16 protein-coding genes are annotated in these 20222 nt (G+C 71.7%); 7 read left to right on the top strand and 9 right to left on the bottom strand.

From position 1 onward, the window contains the following. Window positions 1-11: 11 nt before the first annotated feature. On the bottom strand, window positions 12-641 hold the full coding sequence (locus tag RBJ65_RS28575) for a hypothetical protein (RefSeq protein ID WP_306317081.1): 630 nt from the start codon (window positions 639-641) through the stop codon (window positions 12-14). A gap of 345 nt (window positions 642-986) precedes the next feature. Between RBJ65_RS28575 and RBJ65_RS28570 the strand changes: the two genes are divergently transcribed. Together RBJ65_RS28570 and RBJ65_RS28565 are read left to right on the top strand one after the other, a co-directional pair. Next, window positions 987-2645 carry a hypothetical protein gene (locus tag RBJ65_RS28570; RefSeq protein WP_306317082.1) on the top strand — a complete coding sequence of 553 codons (1659 nt, stop codon included), beginning with the start codon at window positions 987-989 and terminating at the stop codon, window positions 2643-2645. A gap of 221 nt (window positions 2646-2866) precedes the next feature. Further along, the gene (locus RBJ65_RS28565) at window positions 2867-3628 is read left to right on the top strand and encodes a response regulator transcription factor (RefSeq protein ID WP_306317083.1); all 762 of its coding nucleotides are present in this window, start codon (window positions 2867-2869) and stop codon (window positions 3626-3628) included. Window positions 3629-3678: 50 nt separating this feature from the next. On the opposite strand, the gene RBJ65_RS28560 is transcribed toward RBJ65_RS28565, so the two are convergent. The 4 genes from RBJ65_RS28560 to RBJ65_RS28545 form a co-directional block, all read right to left on the bottom strand. Beyond that, window positions 3679-7047, bottom strand: a complete 3369-nt coding sequence (locus tag RBJ65_RS28560) for an NB-ARC domain-containing protein (protein ID WP_306317084.1) — start codon at window positions 7045-7047, stop codon at window positions 3679-3681. A gap of 139 nt (window positions 7048-7186) precedes the next feature. After that, window positions 7187-7561, bottom strand: coding sequence for a hypothetical protein (locus RBJ65_RS28555; RefSeq protein WP_306317085.1), 375 nt, complete (start codon window positions 7559-7561; stop codon window positions 7187-7189). A 127-nt stretch (window positions 7562-7688) separates the two neighbouring features. Then, window positions 7689-8780, bottom strand: a complete 1092-nt coding sequence (locus RBJ65_RS28550; protein ID WP_306317086.1) for a Gfo/Idh/MocA family protein — start codon at window positions 8778-8780, stop codon at window positions 7689-7691. Window positions 8781-8943: 163 nt separating this feature from the next. Continuing rightward, complete coding sequence (locus RBJ65_RS28545) at window positions 8944-10233, bottom strand: ROK family protein (protein WP_306317087.1); 1290 nt, start codon at window positions 10231-10233, stop codon at window positions 8944-8946. A gap of 165 nt (window positions 10234-10398) precedes the next feature. Here RBJ65_RS28545 and RBJ65_RS28540 point away from each other — a divergent pair, with 165 nt between their 5' ends. The 4 genes from RBJ65_RS28540 to RBJ65_RS28525 all read left to right on the top strand — a co-directional run bounded on the left by RBJ65_RS28540 (window position 10399) and on the right by RBJ65_RS28525 (window position 14972). After that, window positions 10399-11574 (top strand): Gfo/Idh/MocA family protein, encoded by a 1176-nt coding sequence (locus RBJ65_RS28540; RefSeq protein WP_306317088.1) that lies wholly within the window; start codon window positions 10399-10401, stop codon window positions 11572-11574. Between the two features lie 2 nt (window positions 11575-11576). Next, window positions 11577-12536 carry a sugar phosphate isomerase/epimerase gene (locus RBJ65_RS28535; RefSeq protein WP_306317089.1) on the top strand — a complete coding sequence of 320 codons (960 nt, stop codon included), beginning with the start codon at window positions 11577-11579 and terminating at the stop codon, window positions 12534-12536. A gap of 48 nt (window positions 12537-12584) precedes the next feature. Beyond that, window positions 12585-13442: a sugar phosphate isomerase/epimerase gene (locus tag RBJ65_RS28530; protein WP_306317090.1), complete on the top strand. Its 858-nt coding sequence runs from the start codon at window positions 12585-12587 to the stop codon at window positions 13440-13442. A 234-nt stretch (window positions 13443-13676) separates the two neighbouring features. Then, complete coding sequence (locus RBJ65_RS28525; RefSeq protein WP_306317091.1) at window positions 13677-14972, top strand: MFS transporter; 1296 nt, start codon at window positions 13677-13679, stop codon at window positions 14970-14972. Window positions 14973-15029: 57 nt separating this feature from the next. On the opposite strand, the gene RBJ65_RS28520 is transcribed toward RBJ65_RS28525, so the two are convergent. The 4 genes from RBJ65_RS28520 to RBJ65_RS28505 form a co-directional block, all read right to left on the bottom strand. Next, window positions 15030-15485: a hypothetical protein gene (locus RBJ65_RS28520; RefSeq protein WP_306317092.1), complete on the bottom strand. Its 456-nt coding sequence runs from the start codon at window positions 15483-15485 to the stop codon at window positions 15030-15032. A gap of 84 nt (window positions 15486-15569) precedes the next feature. Further along, window positions 15570-16577 (bottom strand): helix-turn-helix domain-containing protein, encoded by a 1008-nt coding sequence (locus tag RBJ65_RS28515; protein ID WP_306317093.1) that lies wholly within the window; start codon window positions 16575-16577, stop codon window positions 15570-15572. A gap of 75 nt (window positions 16578-16652) precedes the next feature. After that, window positions 16653-18128, bottom strand: a complete 1476-nt coding sequence (locus tag RBJ65_RS28510; RefSeq protein WP_306317094.1) for a DHA2 family efflux MFS transporter permease subunit — start codon at window positions 18126-18128, stop codon at window positions 16653-16655. Between the two features lie 358 nt (window positions 18129-18486). Beyond that, entirely contained in the window at window positions 18487-19056 is a 570-nt protein-coding gene (locus RBJ65_RS28505) for a TetR/AcrR family transcriptional regulator (RefSeq protein ID WP_306317095.1), read from the bottom strand. A gap of 194 nt (window positions 19057-19250) precedes the next feature. On the opposite strand from RBJ65_RS28505, the gene RBJ65_RS28500 reads away from it, so the two are divergent. Further along, window positions 19251-20207 (top strand): NmrA/HSCARG family protein, encoded by a 957-nt coding sequence (locus RBJ65_RS28500; protein ID WP_372341190.1) that lies wholly within the window; start codon window positions 19251-19253, stop codon window positions 20205-20207. Window positions 20208-20222: the final 15 nt, after the last annotated feature.

Genomic DNA, 20222 nt, shown 5'->3' with positions numbered 1-20222 from the left:
CGCCCGCGTACTCAGGACGTCGTGCCGGTGAAGGTCAGCGACACGCTGTCGATCTCCTGGCTCGCCGCCGAGGTGAGGTCGTCAGCGGGCGTGACCCTGAAGGTCCAGTCCGAGGACGACGCCTCGGACGGATCCAGCTTCACGTCCTGCTGGAACCCGCCCGGGTTGTTCACCAGGTCGGCCAGCGTCGCCGTGTAGCTCCTCTCGTTCTGGCTGCCGCTGTCCAGTACGAACTCGACGGTCAGGGCCTGCTGGAGTTCGGTGCTGGCGGCGGCTCCGTTGATCGAGACGTCCTGGAGCACCAGGTCCTCGATCGGGACCGCGTCGGCGCCGGTGCCGCCGTTGGTGAACGCGACCTTGTCCGAGGTGGACCGCTGCGAGTTGTTCTCCAGCCCCTGCAGCGACAGGTTGACGGTGCTCTTCTTCTGCCCGTTGGCGAGGAGCACCGCCTCGGCGTCGGTACCGGGCTGCCCGCCACCGGGGGTGTCGGTCACCGAGAACCGGCCGGACCCCAGGATGGCGCTGGAGGTGAAGGCCGCGTAGCCGCCCGCGGCCAGGAGCGCGGCGCCGGCGAGTACGGCGGAGGAAGCCATCAGCGTCCGCTTGCGGGAGCGCTGCTTCTTCGAGGTGTTTTCAGTCATGGCCTGTCCATAAGTGAGGAATCCGGCGACCGGAATTCGGCGGGCTGAACGCTGTCCACATTAGGCCAGGAATTCACGGGAAAACGCCCCGCAGGGATTTCGCTCGACCTTTTGCGCACCGCCGTGGACTTTGTGTGCAACGACGGATCGAAAGTTGCACACCCATCCCGTACTCACAGGTCATAAGACCTGCGTAAGCCCTTGCCGACCCCTGTACGAACCGGTCGGGAGCAATTGGTCCCGGTCCGGCCGGGACCAAATACCCACCCGCAACTCCACTTTCCTCCGGCTAATATGTGAGGGAATTCTTGCCGCGTTAATGGGTGCAGGCCGAATACGGGCCGAATGCAGGACGAGTTTCCGGAGACGAAGATGATGCGCACGCCGTCCCACGACCGGTCCCACAGCGGCCGCCGCATACGCCCCCGGGCCGTCGCACTGGCCGCCGTCGGGGGCCTCACCGCCACCGTCACGGCCCTCACCCTCGTATCGCAGGGCGGCTACGCGGCCGGGAGCAGCGTGGCGGGTGTCGAGTCGGGGGCGTTCGACGTCAGGTCCGCGCCCGGAACGGCCGACGCCCCCGCCTTCGTGGGAACGCTCGGCGCCATGCAGCACACGACCGCCGGACCCGACGAGTTCCGGGCGGATGTCGTGGTGCGGGTGCCCGCGGGTGAGTCGCCGACCCGGGTGCGGTACCGGTTCGACCCGCTGGCCAACGCGGTCTGGTACACGGCCACGAAGGTGGACGACGTCCAATCGTCCATCGACCAGAGCTACCAGATCGTCAGCCGAACCCGGGACGGCCTCTCCGACCTCCTGGTGCTGAGCGTGCGCGGAGACTCCGTCGTATCGGCCCAGTCGACCTCGCGCGTCGTCCCCCAGATCATGGAGGTGACCACGTCGTCGGGGACCGCCCAGTCCCAGTTCGACCTACGGGTCGAGGGGCGGAGCGGGCAGACCGGGCACCCGGTGGCGATCAACTTCTGGGACGCGATCGGCAACGGCCTGGCCGGCCACGACGGCCCCAACTCCCAGTCGGGGTGGGGGAATCAGGTCGGCGTGGGGGAAGGCGTGAACGCCGGCCGCTTCATCGTGGACGCGCTCAACTCCGCTCGGAGTGCCACCACGGGCTGCAATGTGACCGACGAGGTCTACTACCAGTTCGTGGACCAGAACGGCACACCTGCCTCGGCGACCCCCACGCCGAAGAGCGTCTCCATCCGCGACCACTCGTCGGGGACCTACGGTGTCACCCTGTCCGAGCTCGGCAGCGTCTCCTTCGACCGGGCCGGCTACTACCGTCTCGTCGCCTGGCCCCAGGCCAGTAGTTCCACGGGTACACCCGAGGACTGCTCCGGCGTCTCCTGGGACCAGGGCGACCTGAGCCAGGCAGCCCAGATCGGCTCCGTCTTCGTCGACTACGTACCGACCAGGGACGGCGTCACATCGCCTTCCGCTCCGACGCCCGCCTCCGAGGCGGCGCGTTCCGGCAGGTCCGCGGAGGAGTCCCCGGCGGACACCGATACGGATGCGGCAGCGCCGGAGGACACGGAGGCGTCGGAGGAGGCGACGCCCACGCCCGAGGACACCACGTCACCGGAGGAAACCACTGCTCCCGATGACACCCCGACACCGGAGGAGTCCCCGACACCGGAGGAGTCCCCCACGCCGGAGGACCCGGAGGAGTCCCCCGGTACCGAACCCACCGCGCCCGTCGTGGAGTTCCCCGAGCAGGACGCCGCGGTCGAACCGGCCGAGGGCGAACCGGTCGTCGTGCGCGGCACCGGCACCCCCGGCGACGAACTGACCCTGACCACCAAGGTCGAGGACGCTGCCGGGGTGGTTCGCGAGAAGGTCCTGGCGAAGGCCGTGGTCGACGAGGACGGAACGTGGACGGCCGAGCTCAAGGACCTCGAACCGGGCAAGCACAAGATCACCGTGACCGGTTCCTCCGGCACCGGCACCACGTTCCGCTTCGAACTCACCGAGCCGAAGACGGACTGACGGCGGGCGCGGCGGGCGCGGCGGGCGCGGCGGGCGCGGCGGGCGCTCTCTCCCGGCGCCTGCCGGATACCCGGCCATGGTCATCTCCGCATGGGTCCTTCGTCCCCGACGATGGTGACCTTCCTCCATAAATTCCGTGTTACGTCGGGCATAGTCTCGAACACTGAGACGGCCCTGGCCCCCACCGGGTTCGGCGGCCGTCGCGGAAGAGACGGTGAACCGTGCAGGGCCGATACGCCCGCTCCCCGGGCGCCCTCCCCGATCGAGGGCCCACGCTCAGCGCACTGATCGCGGACAGCCACGCGCTGCTCCGCCTCGGCCTACGGGCCCTGCTGGAGGACTCCGAGGATCTGCGCGTGGTCGGCGAGGCGGAGGAGTCGTCGCGGGCACTGGAGCTCTGCGCCGAACTGCGGCCCGACGTCGTCCTGATATCCATGGACCTGCCGCCGCACGACGGCCTCGCCACCACGCGGGAGGTCGTGCGGGAGGGCCGGCGAACGGGACACACCCCGGCCGTCCTGATCCTGAGCGCCCACCCGGACTTCGGCGAGGTGCGGGCCGCGCTCTCGGCGGGCGCTGCCGGGATCCTGAACCAGCAAGCGGCCCCGGAGGAAATCGCCCCCAGCGTCCGCGCCGCCGCGCACGGCGCGACGGTGCTCTCCCGGGAGGCCGTGTCCGACCTCCTCGCGCCGGCCCGCCATCTGCCGGGCCACATCGCGGCCGCCGGGCGCCGGATGGACCGGCTGGGCGAAGGGGAGCTGCAAGTGCTGCGTCTGATCGGCGAGGGCATGTCCAACGCGCAGATCGCCGCGACGGCCCACCTCAGCCTCTCCAGCGTGAAGGCACACACCTCACGGCTGCTCTCCAAACTCCAACTGACCAGCCGCACCCAGGCCGCACTCCTCGCCTACGAATCGGGCCTCTCCTCACCCCTCCCCGCACGGACCGACCCGGTCCCCCGCGGCGCTCGACGGGCCGGTTGACGCCTCCCACGCCGGTGTCGTCCGGAACCGTCACCGCGATGGCGGCGGGGTCAGGTCGTGTCGCCGGGGTCGAACTCGTAGAGGTGGGAGCCGAGTTCGCCGTGCACGGCGAGACGTCGGCCGTCCGGTGCCCAGGCGCAGCGGCTCACGGGCAGCTCGGTTCGCATGGAGGTGACGATCCGTCGTGCGGCCACGTCCCAGATACGGATCGAGTTTCCGCCGACCGCGGCCAGGAAGCCCCCGAACGGGGCGAGGGCGATTTCGTGGACCTCTTCCGTGTCGTCGAGCGTGGCGATCAGGGCCGCATCGGATCTGGACCAGACCTCCACGCGCTCGTATCCGACGGTCGCGAAGCGGGTTCCGTCCGGTGCCATGGCGAGGTTGTGCAGTTCCAGCCAGTGGGTCTCCCTGAGGACGGTGCGCTGTCCGCCGGGCAGATCCCACATGACAACGCTTCCGTCACGGCTGACGGCGGCGAGCCAGGTGCCGTCCGGGGCGACCGCCACCGCCGTCACGATGTCGACGAACGCTTCGAGTTCGAGCGTCGTGCGTCCACTGCCCCGCTCGCAGATCTCGACCTTGCCGTACCGGCCGGCGCGGGCGAACCACGTACCGTCCGGCGCGGTCGCGCGTGTCGGGTTCGGGAAGTCGTACTCGGGCGTGGCGGACGACTGCAGCGCTGCCACTCTCCGCGCACGCGTGGCCGCCGAGTGGCGCGCCGCGTCCAGGCGGGCGGCCGGGTCCCAGATGCGTACGGTCCCGTCGCGGCCCGCGCTCGCGAGCCAGGTGTCATCGGGCGCGATGGCGACCGTGGACTGCGCGACAACGTACGGGCTGCCCGTGGTGCGGGCCGATGCCTGGTCCCGGAGGTGTGCCGGCTTGCCGCGGCCGTCCGGGTCCCAGATCCGTACGGTCCCGTCGTGGCAGGCGGTGGCGAGCCAGGTGCCGTCCGAGGAGATCGCCAGGTCGTTCACGCGGTCCGTATCGGTGAGTTGCGCGAGTTGCTCCCCCGTCCGCGGATCCCAGATCAGCACGATTCCCCGGCTTGTGGTCGCTCGCCAGGTGCCGTCCGGGGCGAGCGCCCACTTCTCCCACTCCTCCCCGTCGGACAGGGTGGCGATCTCGTCCTCTGTGTCCGGGTCCCAGATGTGAATGGTCCGTTCGTGGCTCGCGGTGGCCAGCCAGGTCCCGTCCGGGGCGATCGCCAGCGCCGTCACCGGTGCGCGGTGGGCTGTGTTGCGTGCGGTTTCCCGGCCGGTGGCCGGGTCCCAGAGCCGCACCGTCGCGTCGGCGCCCGCACTGGCGAGCCAGGTGCCGTCCGGGGCGAACTCCACCACGCTCACTGGTCCTTCGTGCCGCAGAGGCGGCAGGGTCTGCTCGCCGGTGTCCGGGTCCCAGATGCGTACGGTCCCGTCGTGGCAGGCGGTGGCGAGCCGGCTGCCGTCGGGGGACATCGCCAGATCGCTGATCTCGGCGCCGCAGGGGAAGGCGGTCAGGGCCTCGCCGGTGTCCGGGTCCCAGATGGCTACGGCTCCGTCGTGGCAGACGGTGGCGAGTCGGCTGCCGTCGGGTGAGATCGCCACCGCATTCGGCCGGTGAACGGCTCCGGTGTCATCGGCCCAGCCGAACTGCACAGCTTTGCGGCCGGACTTCGGATCCCAGATCCGAAGGGCCCCGCCTTCCCCGGCGGCGACGAGCCACGTCCCGTCGGGCGAGATCGCCACAGCTGCGATCGGGCCCTTTCCGGGCAGCGCGCGCAGCAAAGCGGGGCTCGGCAGGTCCGGTGGGGACGTCACGTTGCGCAGCGTCGGCCGTCGTGGGCCGTGCTGTGGCGCCGAGACCTGGTCGCGCTGTCGTGCCGCGATCTGGTCGCGCCATTCAGGCAGCGCCTCCAGGCGACTGTGGAGGACGGAGGTCAGTGCCTCGGCGGGCTCGATGGGCGCGAGCAGATGCGCGATGCGGGCCAGGTCCTCCGCTCGCCGGGCCGCTGTGGAGGTCGGGACGCGGAAGCAGTCCCTCCAGGGGGCGCTGGGGCCCTGCCCACGCAGCCGGGCCTCGACCCACCGGATGTCGCAGGCCACGGCTTCGGCCCGCTCGGTGCGCCCGGCCGCGAGCAGGTGGGTGACCGCGTGGTCGAGCAGGTATCGGTCCGTCAACTCCCACCAGGCGCGGCGGGGTTGGGGTGCGGAAGGCACGAGCGCCGGGGCTTCGGGCAGCTCGGACTCGATCGCATCGACGAGCAGGCCGTTGAGGTCGGTGAGGCTGTCGGGGCCGGCTTCCGCGCGCAGGTAGTCGCGGATGACGTCGTGCAGGGTCAACTCGCCTCCCTGCGCGGCGTCCAGGGTCAGCAGGGAGAGGTCGTTCATGGTCTTGCAGAGGCGCCGTGATCGGAGTTCGTCGTACTGGGCGGTCGCCTGCCAGAGCGTGACCACGAGATGGACGGGGGCCGCCGCGCCGTCGGCGAAGACGCCGAGTTCGGCGAAGCGCTGTGCGCCGCTGGGAGGCAGGAGGCCGGTCGCCGCTTCCAGCGTCGCCCGGATCAACTTCCTCCGCTGTCGCGGGTCGTCGAGGTCCGGGACGAGGTGCGGATCGTCGACGGCGGCCGGCCCCTGTTCCCGCAAGTGGTTCAGGGTGCTCAGGGCGGCGGCGCCGGGATCGGAACCGGTCGCCACCCGCAGGGCGATCACGCGGTTGACCAGGCGCAGCAGCAGTGGCCACCGTCCGGTGGCCCGGAGCAGGCCACTGCTCGTCTCCTGTCCGAGTGGCGGCACGTCCCAGGCGAGCACCGTACGGGCCTGTGTCGCGGTCATCTGGTCGACCTTGATGCGGGTGGCTCGCGGCGGAAGGATGCCGGGGGCGCGGGTGGTGACCAGTCGTACGCACCGGTCGCCGCCGATGAGGAACGGGGCGAGCTGATCCTCGTCCCACACGTCGTCGAGAACCAGGAGAGTGCGCCGATCGGGGTGTTGGTCGAGCAGTCGTCCCAGGTGCGCCCCCGCGAGGTCGGGGTCGGTGAACGTGGCCGTGTCCCCGGTGACGAAGCGGGTCACCTCGCCGATCTTCGCGGCGATCGAGGTGGCGTCGCGCACGCCTCGGCCCACGGTGACCAGATACACGCGGTCGCGGAAGTGCTCGCGGACCTCACGGGCCGCGCACACCATCTGGGCCACGGTCGTCTTTCCGAATCCGCCGGACCCTTCCAATCCGGTGGTGATGCCCACCGGGCTCGCGCCCGACGAGCAGACGGCGGCGACGGCCTGTTCCACCTCGTCGCGGTCCACCACCCATGCGGGTATCTCGGCGGGCGACGGCGGCGGGGGCGGTGGGCTCTGGCCCGGCTGGACCAGAGTCCCGATGTGCAGCACCCCGGTGTTGGCGATGCCGCCCCCACTCGCCGTGGCCGAACCTGTGCCGCTCACGTGCACGGGCTCCTCGTCCCCGGCCGGGTCCCCGCCTCCCGCGGCGTCCCGGAGGGGATCGGGCGGGGCCCCGTCCTGACCGGCCCCCGGCTCCGGCGGTCGCCTCTTCCTCCGACGTCGCGGCATGGCTCGGGCCCGCTCAACTGCTGTAGTCGACGCCGGAGTTGGCTTTGCTGTCCGGGCCGGCAGCGCTCGCGTCGCCCGTACGCTGTGCTCGCGCGGCCCCCTTCCGTACGCCACGCGGACGCCGTACGCCGGTCGATGCCGCGCCGCCGCCGGTGGCCCTCGCCCTCCCGGTGTCGACCGCGGTGTCCGTGGGGTGGGTGTGCGGTGGCGTGGCCGGAGTGGTGAAGAACGCCCAGATCAACGCGACGATCCCGGTGGTGCCCTGAACACAGGCGGCCGCCAACTGTCCCGCATTGGGGCCGGCCAGCAGCCAGTACAACGGCGTCGAAACGATCCCCAACCCGCCGACCGTCATGATCGCGGCCTTGACCCTGGGCGATACGGCCACGGTCCCCCTCCCCCTTGAGCAGATCCGGTCAACTGCCACGGAGCTTTCCCCAAAGTAGCGGCCCGTACCGCTCTCCCCAAGAGCCGACCCGTGCCGCCTCAGTCCCGGTCAGCCGACCCGTGCCGCCTCAGTCCCGGTCAAGCGGCGCCGGCCGCTTCACCGAGGAGAGCACCGTGAGCGCGCCGGACTCCGGGGAGGCGAGGGACATCCGCTCCAGGACGTCCAGTACGTGGAACGCGAACTCGCCGGACGCGCGGTGCGGGCCCCCGTCGAGGTGCCGGGCGAGGTCGAGGACGCCGAGGCCGCGGAACGGTCCGGTGGCGGGGGCCTTCGGCGCGGTCGCCGCGGGGAGTTCGCGCCACTCGGTGTCACCGCGGCGCTTGATGCGCACCGGCCGGTCGAAGGTGTTGGGGTCGGGCAGGGAGAGGGTGCCGGCGGTGCCGTAGATCTCCAGGTGGGGCAGTTCGGTGTCCCACACGTCGAAGGAGTACATCACCGTCGCCAGCACCCCCGAGTCGAAGCGGAGGATGGAGGTGGCGTGCGTGGGCACCTCCACCGGCACCGACTCGACGGTGCGCTCGGGGGACGTCACCGCCAACTCCCGCTCCGCCATGGTGTTCGCGCCCATGACGTCCCGCACCGGGCCCAACAGGTTGACCAGGGCGGCCACATGGTACGGCCCCCAGTCCAGGACGGGGCCGCCACCCGCCTGGAAGAAGAAGCCGGGGCTCGGGTGCCAGGCCTGCACCCGGCTGGAGCGGACGAAGCTCGTCGCGGCGAACGGCGTGCCGATCAGGCCCTCGTCGAGCGCGGCGCGCGCGGTCTGCCCGGCCGTGCCGAGGAACGTGTCGGGCGCGCCGCCGAGCGTGCGCCCGGTCTCGGTCGCGGTGGTGAGGTTGGCTCGCGCCAGCTCGGTGGACGCGGCGAGCGGCTTCTCCGTGTAGACGTGCTTCCCGGCGCGCAGGGCGGCCTCGTTGAGGGGCGCGTGGACGGCGGGCGGGGTGATGTTGACGACGATCTCCACGTCGTCGTCGGCCAGCAGCTCCTCCGTGGTGCCCGCGGCGGGGATGCCGAACTCGGCCGCGGCGGTGCGGGCCCGTTCCAGGTCCACGTCGGCGACGCGGGTGACGGTCAGTTCGGGGAGGGTGGCGATACCGGCTGCGTAGGCCCGGAAGATCGAACCGGTGCCGAGGATGCCGACGTTGACGCTGCGGCTCATGAGGTGTGACGTCCCTTCGGGCGGGGTGGGTTCGGGGGACGAGTCCTCCGCCGCGAAGTGCACGATCTTGCATCAAGAAAACACCCGCGGGTCGGGGTGTCAAGGGGGCGTTCAGCGATTCATGGGGGTGCGTTCGTCGATTCATGGGGGTGCGTTCGTCGCTTCATGAGGCCGGGGCGGCTTGTGTGCTGCGGTCCAACCTCCGTTCCATCAGGTCCATCACGCCGTCCGGCGACAGCACGTGTTCCACCGCGAGGACCGTGCCGCCCACCCGGCCCGCGTGCTCGCCCAGCGTGCTCGGTTCGAGGACGAGCCTGCGGGTGGCCAGCGGCAGCGCCTGGCGGTAGACCACCGAGCGCACCCCGGCGAGCAGTTCGTCGCCCGCGCCGGCGAGGGCGCCGCCGAGGACGACCCTGGCCGGGTTGTAGACGTGCAGCAGGAGGGCCACCACCTCGCCGATCCGCTCGGCTCCGGCACGTACGACGCGCAGCGCCTCGGGGTCGCCGTGGGCCACGAGTCCGACCAGATCGCCCGTGCTGCGAAGCGCCGAACTCCCGGCCGCGCGGCCCGCGTTGAGGGTGCGCACCATGACCGCGGCGGAGGCGACCGCCTCGACGCAGCCGGCCTTCCCGCACCGGCACACCATCTCCGCGGCGCCGGCGGAGGTGACCGGAAGATGGCCGATGTCGCCCGCGGCGCCGTCCGCCCCGCGGTGCAGTTCGCCGTCCGCCGACACCAGTCCGCCGCCGATGCCGGTCGACACCTTCACGAACAGCAGGGGCAGTTGCTCCTCGGGCAGGCTGCGCGCCTCGCCCAGTGCCATCAGGTTCACGTCGTTGTCGACGAGGACCACGCAGCCGAAGCGCTCCGCGAGCACGTCGCCCACGGGGTACCCGTCCCAGCCCGGCATGATCGGTGGCCGGACCGGCGCCCCCGCGGCGTGGTCGACGGGCCCCGGGAGGCCGACCGCGACGGCGCACAGCGGGGCGTCGCCGTCGGACGTGGACGCGTGCAGCGCGCGCAGGGACTCCTCGATCTGCCCGAGCACCGCTTCGGGGCCCTGCGCGAGATCCACGGCGATGTGCGCGGTGGCCAGCGGATTCTGCGAGAGGTCGGCGATGGCGAGGCGGGCGTCGCGCGCCCCGATGTCCGCCACCGCGACCAGGCCCGCCCGCGGGTTGAGCGCGAGGAGTTGCGGCGGGCGCCCACGGCCGCCGCGCGGCACACCACCCCCTTCGACCACCACGCCGGCCTCGATCAGGGCGTCCAGGTGCCGGGTGACGGTCGAGCGGGCGAGACCCGCGCGTTCCACCAGGTCGGCGCGGTGCACGGCGGCGCCCGACGCGACCAGCCGGGCCAGCGTGGAGTACAGCAGCCCGCCGCCGTCCCGGAACCTCAGGGTGGGCACGGACAGGCGGGCGCGAACCGAGGCAACCGAGGCAGGGGTGGACATGGCTGCATACCGTACCCCCTCCGCATCATTTATGACTCTCAAGATGCAGTAACTTTTGCTTGTCAGGGTCAAATTGAATGTCCTACGTTCATGAGCGGGACGAGTTACCTCCGCCGACGGTGTGCACGGCGCCATGTGTCGACGCCGAAAGGAGGGCGGCCGCAAATGGCCCCGCCCGCACCACCATCCACGCCGCGCTCCGCACCATCCACGCCGCGCTCCGCGATCGTCGGCGCAGGCATGATCGCCGAGGTGCACCGCCGCTCGGTCCGCACCGCGGGAGGCCGGCTGACCGGTGTGCTCGCCTCCACCCCTGAGCGTTCCGCGCGGGTCGCCGCCGACTGGTCGGCGCCCGGCCAACCCGTCGCCGCCTACGGCGACTTCGAGGATCTGCTCGCGGACGCGGACGTCGACGTCGTGCACATCTGCACCCCCAACCGCACCCACGCGGCGTACGCCGAACGCGCCCTCGCGGCCGGAAAGCACGTGGTGTGCGAGAAGCCCCTGGCGACCTCCGTGGCCGACGCCGAGCGACTGACGCACGCGGCCGAGCGGGCGGGCACCGTCGCCGCCGTGCCGTTCGTGTACCGCTACCACCCCCTCGTACGGGAACTGCGCAGCCGGGCCGAGGCCGGGGAGTTCGGCAACTGGCAACTGCTGCACGGCAGTTACCTCCAGGACTGGATGCTCGACCCGGAGGCCTCCGGCTGGCGCGTGGACCCGGGGGCCGGTGGCGCCTCCCGCGCGTTCGCCGACATCGGCTCGCACTGGTGCGACCTCGTCGAGTGGGTCACCGGCGAACGCTTCACGGAACTGACGGCGCACCGTACGGTCACGGTCCCGGAGCGGCCCGGCGCGGGCGCCAAGTCCTTCTCGAAGGCGGCCGGTTCGGCAGCGCGTTCCACGGTCACCACCGAGGACGCCGCCGCCCTCCTGCTGCGCACCGACGGCGGCGCCCTCGCCTCCACCGTGGTGTCGCAGGTCTCCGCGGGCCGCAAGAACCGGCTCTGGTTCGAACTGGACGGCTCGGCCGGCAGCGCCGTCTTCGACCAGGAGAACCCCGACACCCTCTGGCTCGGCGGCGAGGACACCTCCCGGATCCTGCACCGCGGCGCCGGACACACCTCCCCCGCCCAACAGCGCCTCAACGTCGTCCCGCCAGGACATCCGCAGGGCTACGTCGACTGCTTCGCCGCGTTCGTCGCCGACGTGTACGCGGCCGTCACCACCGGCGAGACCCCCGAGGGCCTCCCGCTCTTCGCCGACGGGCTGCGCTCGGCACGACTCGTCGACGCCTTCCTGACCTCATCCGCCAACGGCGCCTGGACAAAGGTGAACTGACCATGAGTCAACCGAAGACGAACCCGGACGCGAGCCAGATCAAGCTCGGCATGCTCACCGCGTGCCTGCCCTCCTGGGACCTCGACAGGATCGCCGGGTACGCGGCGGGCCGCGGCTACCAGGCCCTGGAGGTCGCCGTCTGGCCCGGCACCGGAGGCCGCGACTTCGAGGCCGCCCACCTCCCCGTAGCCACCTTCACCACCGAGGACGAGGACCGCACCCGGGCCCTGCTCGACCGCCACGGCCTGGAGATCTCCGCGCTCGCCTACTACGAGAACCACCTCCACCCCGACCCCGCCCAGCGCGCCGCGTACGGCACCCACCTCAAGCACGCCATCGACACGGCGCAGCGCCTCGACATCCCGTACGTGGGTACGTTCATCGGCCGCGACTGGACGAAGCCGGTCGCCGAGAACCTCGCCGAAGCGGAGCGCGTCTTCCCGGAGTTGGTGGACTACGCGGGCGAGCGCGGCGTCAAGCTCATCATCGAGAACTGCGTGATGGAGGGCTGGCACCCGGACGGCTACCCCGGCAACCTCGCCTACTCCCCGGAGCTGTGGGAGTGGATGTTCGACCTGGGCCTGTACCTCAACTGGGATCCCTCGCACCTCACTTGGATCGGCATCGATCCGGTCGACACCATCGCCCCGTACGCCGACCGCATCGTGCACGCGCAGGCCAAGGACGTCGAGCTGCGCCCGCGCGACCGGCAGCGCTACGGTCACTTCGGCCCGGCCCGCGACCGCTCCAAGAACCCCTGGGACATGGGCTGGTGGCGCTACCGCGTCCCGGGGCGCGGGCAGGTCGACTGGGGCACGGTCCTCGACCGGCTCTACGAGCACGGCTTCACCGGCACCCTCTCCGTCGAGCACGAGGACCCCGTCTGGGGCGGCACCCCGGAGAAGGTCGTCCAGGGCCTCGACATCGCCCACAGCACGCTCCGCCCCCTCATCGTCGACTGACACCACTGACACGACCGCCACGACCGATACCCGGAGGACCGACCCACCATGACCGCCACGGACACCCCTACAGACACGCCCACGGACACCCCCACCGGCACGCTCGCCGTCCAGCTGTACAGCCTTCGCGAGGAACTCGAGCAGGACCGCGCGGGCACCCTCGCCCGCCTCGCGGAGCTCGGCTACCGGAACGTCGAGCCCTTCGGCTTCGGCGACTGGCGCACCCCCGCCGACGACCGCCTCGCCAAGGCGCGTGCGCTCCGCGCCGACCTGGACGCGGCGGGCCTCTCCGTCTGCTCCCTGCACGCCTCGATCGCCGCGGAGGGGCTCGCCACGCTCGCGGAGGAGTGCCGCATCCTCGGCACCGACACCGTCTTCATCCCGATCCCCGGGCTCGTCGAGGGCTTCGACGGCGGAGACCACTTCGGCCGGGACATCTTCGGTGACCTGGACACGCTGACCCGCTTCGCCGCACGCGTCGACGAGGCCGCCACCGAACTGGCCGGCCACGGCATCCGCCTCGGCTACCACAACCACGACATGGAGTGGACGAAGCTGCCCGACGGCCGCCTCGGCTACGACGTGTTCTGGCAGCTCGTCGGCTCCCGGGCCATCGCCGAACTCGACGTCTACTGGGCCACCGTCGCGGACCAGGACCCGGCCGCCGTACTGCGCGCGCTCGACGGCCGCGTGGTGGCGGCGCACCTCAAGGACGGCAAGGCCGTGCGCCAGGAGCCGCAGACCCCGATCGGCACCGGCGACGTCGACGTCTCCGCCGCCATCGAGGCCGGCGGCGCCGCCCTCGCCTGGCACATCGCCGAGATCGACACCACCGAGCTCGACCGCTTCGACCTCCTGGCCCGCAACCGGAGCGCGCTCACCGCGATGGGCCGCACCACGGCGTGACGGCCTGACGGCCGGACGCGCTGGGGCCCTTCCCGCGCCACGGAGTTCCGTCCCGAACCCCGCCGCTCCAGTCGACGCAGGGGACCCACCCTGCGTAGGGGGACCCGCGCACCCACCGGACCACCCCCTCCCGCACGACACTCGTCGGACCGGGCGCCCGCCCCCACATGTCAGTTCCTGGCGTCCCGGTCCGACACCCCCCCCCATCCGCCCTGGCTCGCAAGGAGGCGAACCATGGGATCCACCCCGCACGGCACCAACACGGACACACCAAGAACCGAACCGGCGTCCACCGTCCCGCCGCCCACGCGCAAGGCCCCGCCCCGGCTTCTCGCCTTTCTCGCGACCGCGCAGGCCGGCCTGTACTTCGCGCTCCTCACCCCGGTCTACGTCAGCCTCACGCTCAAGTTGCAGACCCTCACCGCGGACGGTGACGCGGTCACCGCGCTGGCCACCGTCTCCTCGCTCGGCGCGGCGGGCGCCTTCCTCGCCAATCCGATCTTCGGCCGGATCAGCGACATGACCACCGGCCGCTTCGGGCGCCGCCGCCCCTGGCTGGTGGCCGGGTCGACCGGGCTCACCCTCTGCCTCCTGGGGATCGCCCTCGCCCCCAACGTAGCCACCGTCGCCGTGGCCTGGCTGATCGGCCAGGTGTGCGCCAACGCCGCGCTCGCCGCCTATCTGGCCTCGGTCGCCGACCAGGTGCCGACCTGGCAGCGCGGCAAGGTCTCCGGTCTCGTCGGCCTGATGCAGAACCTCGGCGTGCTGGGAGCCGCGTACGTGGGCAAGCTCCTCGCCACCGACATGCTGGTGCTGTTCATGGTGCCGGGCCTCGTGGGCCTCGCCGCGATGGTCCTGTACGCCGTGATGCTGCCGGACGTCCCGCTGCGGACGCGCCCGCCGCGCGACGGCGGCTGGCGCACCGCGGTCAAGACGTTCTGGGTGAGTCCGCGCCAACACCCGGACTTCGCCTGGGCGTTCGTGTCCAGGTTCATGATCCTGCTGGCGTCGTTCATGTTCACGACGTTCCGGCTCATGTACCTGGAGCACCAGCTCGACCTGTCCGTGAGCGAGGCCACCGGCGCGATGGCCACCGGCATCCTCGTCTACACCGTCGCCGTGATGGTCACCTCGCAGACCGCGGGCTGGCTCTCCGACAAGACGGGCCGCCGCAAGGTGTTCGTGGGCACGGCCACCCTGCTCTTCGGCATCGGCACGTACATGCTGGTGCACGTGGACTCCGTCGGCGCCTTCTACTGGGCCGAGTTGGTGCTCGGCCTCGGCTACGGCATGTACATCGGCGTCGACATCGCGCTCGTCATGGACGTCCTGCCCGACCCCGACAACGCCGCGAAAGACCTCGGCGTCTTCAACGTCGCCAACGCCGCACCACAGGCCCTCGCCCCCGGCCTCGCCGGCTTCCTCGTCGCCACGGTCGGCGGCGACAGCTACGCCACGATGCTGCATGTCGCCGCGGCGATCTGCGTGGTGGGCGCGCTGGTCGTGATCCCCATCAAAAAGGTCCGCTGAGCACACCACGCACGAGCCGCCCGCGCGATGCCGCCCAACGGCCTCCGCCCCACACGGTCACCAGAACTTGGAGCAGCTGACTCCGGAGATGGGGCCGGGGGCCCAGTGGACTCCCATGCACACCCGTGCCCGGTAGCCGGAGCCGTCCCAGTGCCAGCCGCTCTCCTCGCCTTTGTGCTTCCGAACCTTGTAGATCTTGGTCACCCGCTTGACCTTGCCGTTGTGCTTCCGCTCCATCCAGGCGTAACACCCGGTCGTCGGGCCGGGGTTGAGCATGTTGAGCTTGGTGTAGTACCGGTGCGCCCCGGTGCTCTTGGCCCACATGTAGGCGTGGCACGATCCCTTGCGTTCCTGCCGCACCGTTTTGACGCCTGAGGCGCTCGCCGCAGGGGCCGGTGTCGCGGTCGCGGTCACGACGCCGAACAGCGCGACACCGGCCACCGCGGCCGCTCCGATGCGCTCCTTGCGCAGGACGGACTTCATCTGGACTCCCCGATTTCTCGTCGTGGTCATCGCCCGCGCCCTTGGTCGTGGCGTGGGCGACTCCTGAGTAGACCACTGCTCACGGAGGCGGTGTTCGCACCGCGTGCCAGGTGCTTAGCGTGGCGTGCCAGGTCCGTGGCCTTGGGCGAGGCGGCGGTAGTCACGCGGGGGCAGGCCGTAGGCGGTGCGGAAGGACCGGGTGAAGTCGGCAGGGCGCGGGAAGCCGCAGCGGGCGGCGATCGCGTGGACGGGCCGGGTGTTCAGCGCCGGGTCGGCCAGGTCCTGCCGGGCGCGTTCGAGCCGGTGGCGGCGGACGACCGCGCCGACGGTGGTCCCCTGCCCCTGGAAGAGGCGGTGCAGTGAGCGCACCGAGATGTGATGGGCCGCGGCGATCAGATCCGGGCCGAGCCCGGGGTCACCCAGGTGCTGCTCGATGAACGCGTGGACGCGGACCGTCAGGGTGTCCCGGCGGGTCCGGGAGTCGGCCGACGGCACGTGGTCGGTGTCGAGGTGGTGACCGAGCAGCGAGGCGGCCAGGCCGAGAATCACGCCACCCAGCCGCGCGGCCTGCGCGGGCGCGTAGCTGGTGGTGTCCGCAGCGAGGCGGTCGACGCACTGGGCGAACAGCGCACCGGGGCCGTCGTGGGCGGGCAGCGGCACCCCCAGTAGACGGTCGGCGGCGTCGGCGGGGACCGGGAGCAGGGCCCGGGGCAGGAGGGCCTGCACCAGCGTGAACCGGTTCGCCACACCGTCCCGGCCCGGGGCGACTTGGGCCCGGTAGGGCCGTGAGGTGGTGGACAGCGTCAGGACCCCTTCGCCTTGCACCACCTGCCGGTCGGCGTGGTCCATGGCGATGGATCCCCGTCGGGCGAATGTGAGGTGGTAGAGCTCGGGGTCCGACTGCCGGATCAGTCTCGATGTGCGATTCGAGCCCAGTGACGGACAGGTGAGCGTGGACACGTGCACCGCTCCCAGGCCCAGTACGCGCAGCGTCGCGTCGAAGTCGGCCGTGTGCTCGGTGGTGATCTCGCTGGTCTCATGACTGGCGATGGCCATCTGACGCCACGCCTCCCACCGCTGCGCCGGTGGCAGGTCCTGGCCTCGGAACACCGTCTCAGACACCGGCTCGGACACCCTCTGCTCCTCGACTCGCCCTGACCCCTTACGCGTACCCGGATCCGGGAGCGGTCAGCCGCCTCACTTGCCGCCGGCTCCTACGGAGCGCGCGCCGCGGCCGAAGAACAGCGATGCCGCGAACGCCACGAGACCGATGACGCCCGCGAGGACGAACGCCGCGCTCAGGCCGCTCGCGTCGGGCGCGCCGGACGCGGCGTCGGACGCCACGGACGCCACGGTGACGAAGACCGCCGTGCCGAAGGCGCCCGCGACCTGCTGCAACGTCGCGAGGATCGCACTGCCGTGGGAGTGCAGGTGGTCCGGCAGCGCGTTCAGGGACGCCGTCATCAGCGGGGTCATCATCAGGCCGAGCCCGCCCATGAGCAGCAGGTGGATGGCGATGACCGCCGTCAGCGAGGAGTCCGGGCCGAGCAGCGAGAACAGCCACAGCGAGGCGGCGAGCGCGGCCGCGCCGGGGATTACCAGGGGGCGGGCGCCGGCACGGTCGTAGAGGCGGCCCACGGGGCGGCCGAGGAGACCGAGGAGCAGGCCGCCGGGGAGGACGGCGAGGCCGCTGACGAACGTCGTCGTCCCCATGACCGTCTGGAGGTAGAGCGGCAGCAGGATCGCGGCCGCGCCCAGCATGCACATGAACAGCAGCGCGGACAGCAACAGGGCCACGGAGAAGGTGGGGTTGGCCAGTGGGCGCAGGTCCAGCAGGGCGCGGTCCTGGCGCTGCAGGCGCAGTTGGCGCAGGACGAACGCGGTGAGGGACAGCAGACCGGCGACGATCGGCATCCACGGCTCGATGGTGTGCTCCCCGCCACCGGACTCGCCGATGGAGGCGAGGCCGTAGAGGACGCCGCCGAAGCCGATGGCGGAGAGCACCACCGACAGCACGTCCAGCGGCACCTTTCGCGTCTCGCTGTCCAGGCGCAGCAATATCGCGCCGATCACCAGAGCGGCCACCGCCAGCGGCAGGACGATCCAGAACATCCAGCGCCAGCCCAGCGACGCCAGTACCGCGCCGCCGACCGTCGGGCCGATGGCAGGGGCGACCGCGATGACGATCGTGATGGTGCCCATCATCGACCCGCGGCGCTCCGCGGGGATCAGGCGCATCACCGTCGTCATGAGCATCGGGATCATCACGGCGGTGCCGAAGGCCTGCACGACACGACCGGTGAGCAGCACGCCGAAGCCGGGCGCGAGGGCGCTGATCAGGGTGCCGGTGCTGAACGCCGTCAGCGAGGCCAGGAAGATCTGGCGCGCGGAGAAGCGTTCGAGGAGGAAGCCGGTGATCGGGATGACCACGGCCATCGTCAGCAGGAAGCCGCTGGTCAGCCACTGCACCGTGGTCGTGGAGACTCCCAGGTCGACGGTGAGGTCGCGCAGGGCGACGCTCAGGATCGTCTCGTTGAGGATCATCACGAACGCGGAGGCGACAAGGACGGCTATGAGAACGCCCGCGCGCGCCGAAGTCCCGACCGCGGGCGGGTCGGTTCTGCCGTCGTCACCAGGCGCGTCCAGGCTCTCGACGTGTGTTGGCTGGCTCATGTGGGGGTGTACCTCGCAAGAGTCGGTCGTGGTCGTTCGTGGTCATTCGTAGCCATCTCAACAGCAGTCGGCCGCGGCGCGGCATTCCCGGTATGCCGGTCAGTTCCGGGAACGGCTGGGCGGTTGGGCGGTTGGGCGGTTGGGCGGTTGGGCGGTTGGGCCAGGCGCAGCGCGGCGGGCAGCGGGAAGTTCCCGGACAGGACGCCGTCCACCCCACGCTCCGTCATGTCCCTTACGGTTCCCGTCAGTTGACCGGGCGTCGCGGGCGGCCCCGCCGGCCTGCTCACCATGGGCCTCCTCACCAGACCCCGGACCTCGGCTGCCCATTTCTCGGACATTCGGCGGGGAGTGCCCGACGTCAGCCCCGCTGCGGACTGATCCCCGCCACCGCCAAGCCGAGCAGCGCCTCGGCGCGGGCGGTGGGCTCGGGGTGGTGCTCGGTGGCGAGGGCGAGGCCGACGGCGAGGGTGATCAGGTCCTCGACGGTGATGTGTGGCGCCACCGCGCCCTCCCGCGCGGCGCTCCGCAGCAGCGGCTCCCCCGCCTCGATGAGCGGCGCCGCGCAGGAGTTCCCCCGTACGGGATCCTGCCCCTCGTCGTACGACAGGGCCTCGGCGAGCCCGCGAGCGGTGACGCAGTAGGCGACGACGTCGCCCAGCCACTCCAGCAGCGCCTCCCGGCCACCGGCCTCCCCCGAGTCGAGCTCCCGCGCCCGCGCGCACAGCGTCTCGATCCGCTGCCGCGAGACCGCCTCCAGCAACGCCCGCCGCGTCGGGAAGTGCCTGCGCACGGTCGCGGAGCCGACCCCGGCCACGCGCGCGATCTGCTCCAGGGAGGCCTCGGCGCCCCGCGCGGCGACCTCCCGCTCGGCCACGGCGAGGATCCGCTCGTAGTTGCGCCGGGCGTCGGCGCGCTGCCGCTCAACCATGTGTTCAGCTCCAGGATTGCTTAAGTGGCGGGGCCCGCCATATCGTAGCCGAACGGAAGTGGCGGACCCCGCCATTTTCGTGGCCGACGCCTGCGTCCGACCGCCCGCACGCCCGAGCACTCCGTACACCTCAGGACTCCGTACACCTCAGGACTCCGTACGCCCGAGCGCTCGCACACCAAAGGACCCCTCACATGCCCATGCCGTCCACCACCCCAACCCCAACCCCGACCCCCGTACTCGTCACCGGTGCCACCGGGCGCCAGGGCGGCGCCACCGCCCGTGCGCTGCTGGCCGCGGGCACCCCCGTACGCGCCCTGGTCAGGGACCCGGACACCGACCGGGCCCGCGCCGTCGCCGCGCTCGGCGCCGAGCTCGTCGCCGGAGACCTCCTTGACCGTGAATCCGTGCGGCGCGCGGCCGAAGGGGCACGGGCCGTCTTCTCCGTCCAGATGCCCCGGTTCACCGCCGAGGGCGCCGACTTCGACAACGAGCTGACCCAGGCCACCAACCTCGTCGAGGGCGCCCGGGCCGCCGGGGTGGACCAGTTCGTGCACACCTCCGTGGCCGGCGCGGGCCGGCACACCGAGGTGCCCGGCTGGGCCGAGGGGCGCTGGGACTTCATGGCTCCCGCCCTCGACACCAAGGCCGCCATCCAGGACCTGGTCCGCGAGGCCGGCTTTCGGCGCTGGACCCTCATCAAGCCGGGCTTCTTCATGGAGAACCTGCTGCCCTCCATGGCCTACCTCTTCCCGCGCGGCATCGAGGGCGGCCTGATCACACTCATCAAGCCCGACACCCGGCTCTCCCTCACCGCGGTCACCGACATCGGCGCCGCGGCCGCCGCGGCTCTCACGGACCCGGACCGCTTCCACGAGGTGGAGCTTGAACTGGCCAGCGAGTACCGCTCGATGGCGGAGATCGCCGAGACACTCGGCCGCGTCCTCGACCGGCCCATCACCGCTCCGGACCTGACCCTGGAGCAGGCCCTCGCCGCCGGCATGCCGGCCATGGGCGCCTCGGGCACCTGGATGAACGCCGCGAGCCAGCCGGGCCGCCCCGAGTACGCCCGCGCCCTGGACATCCCGCTGACACGCTTCGAGGACTGGGCGCGGGCCAACTTGCTCGAGCACCGGACAACGGGTGTTTGAATGGGCCGTCGTCCC

The sequence above is a fragment of the Streptomyces sp. KL109B genome, from assembly GCF_030766935.1.
Taxonomy (GTDB): Bacteria; Actinomycetota; Actinomycetes; order Streptomycetales; family Streptomycetaceae; genus Streptomyces.
Note: the sequence above shows the minus strand (reverse complement) of the source record. Positions and strands in the feature narration are given on the sequence as shown.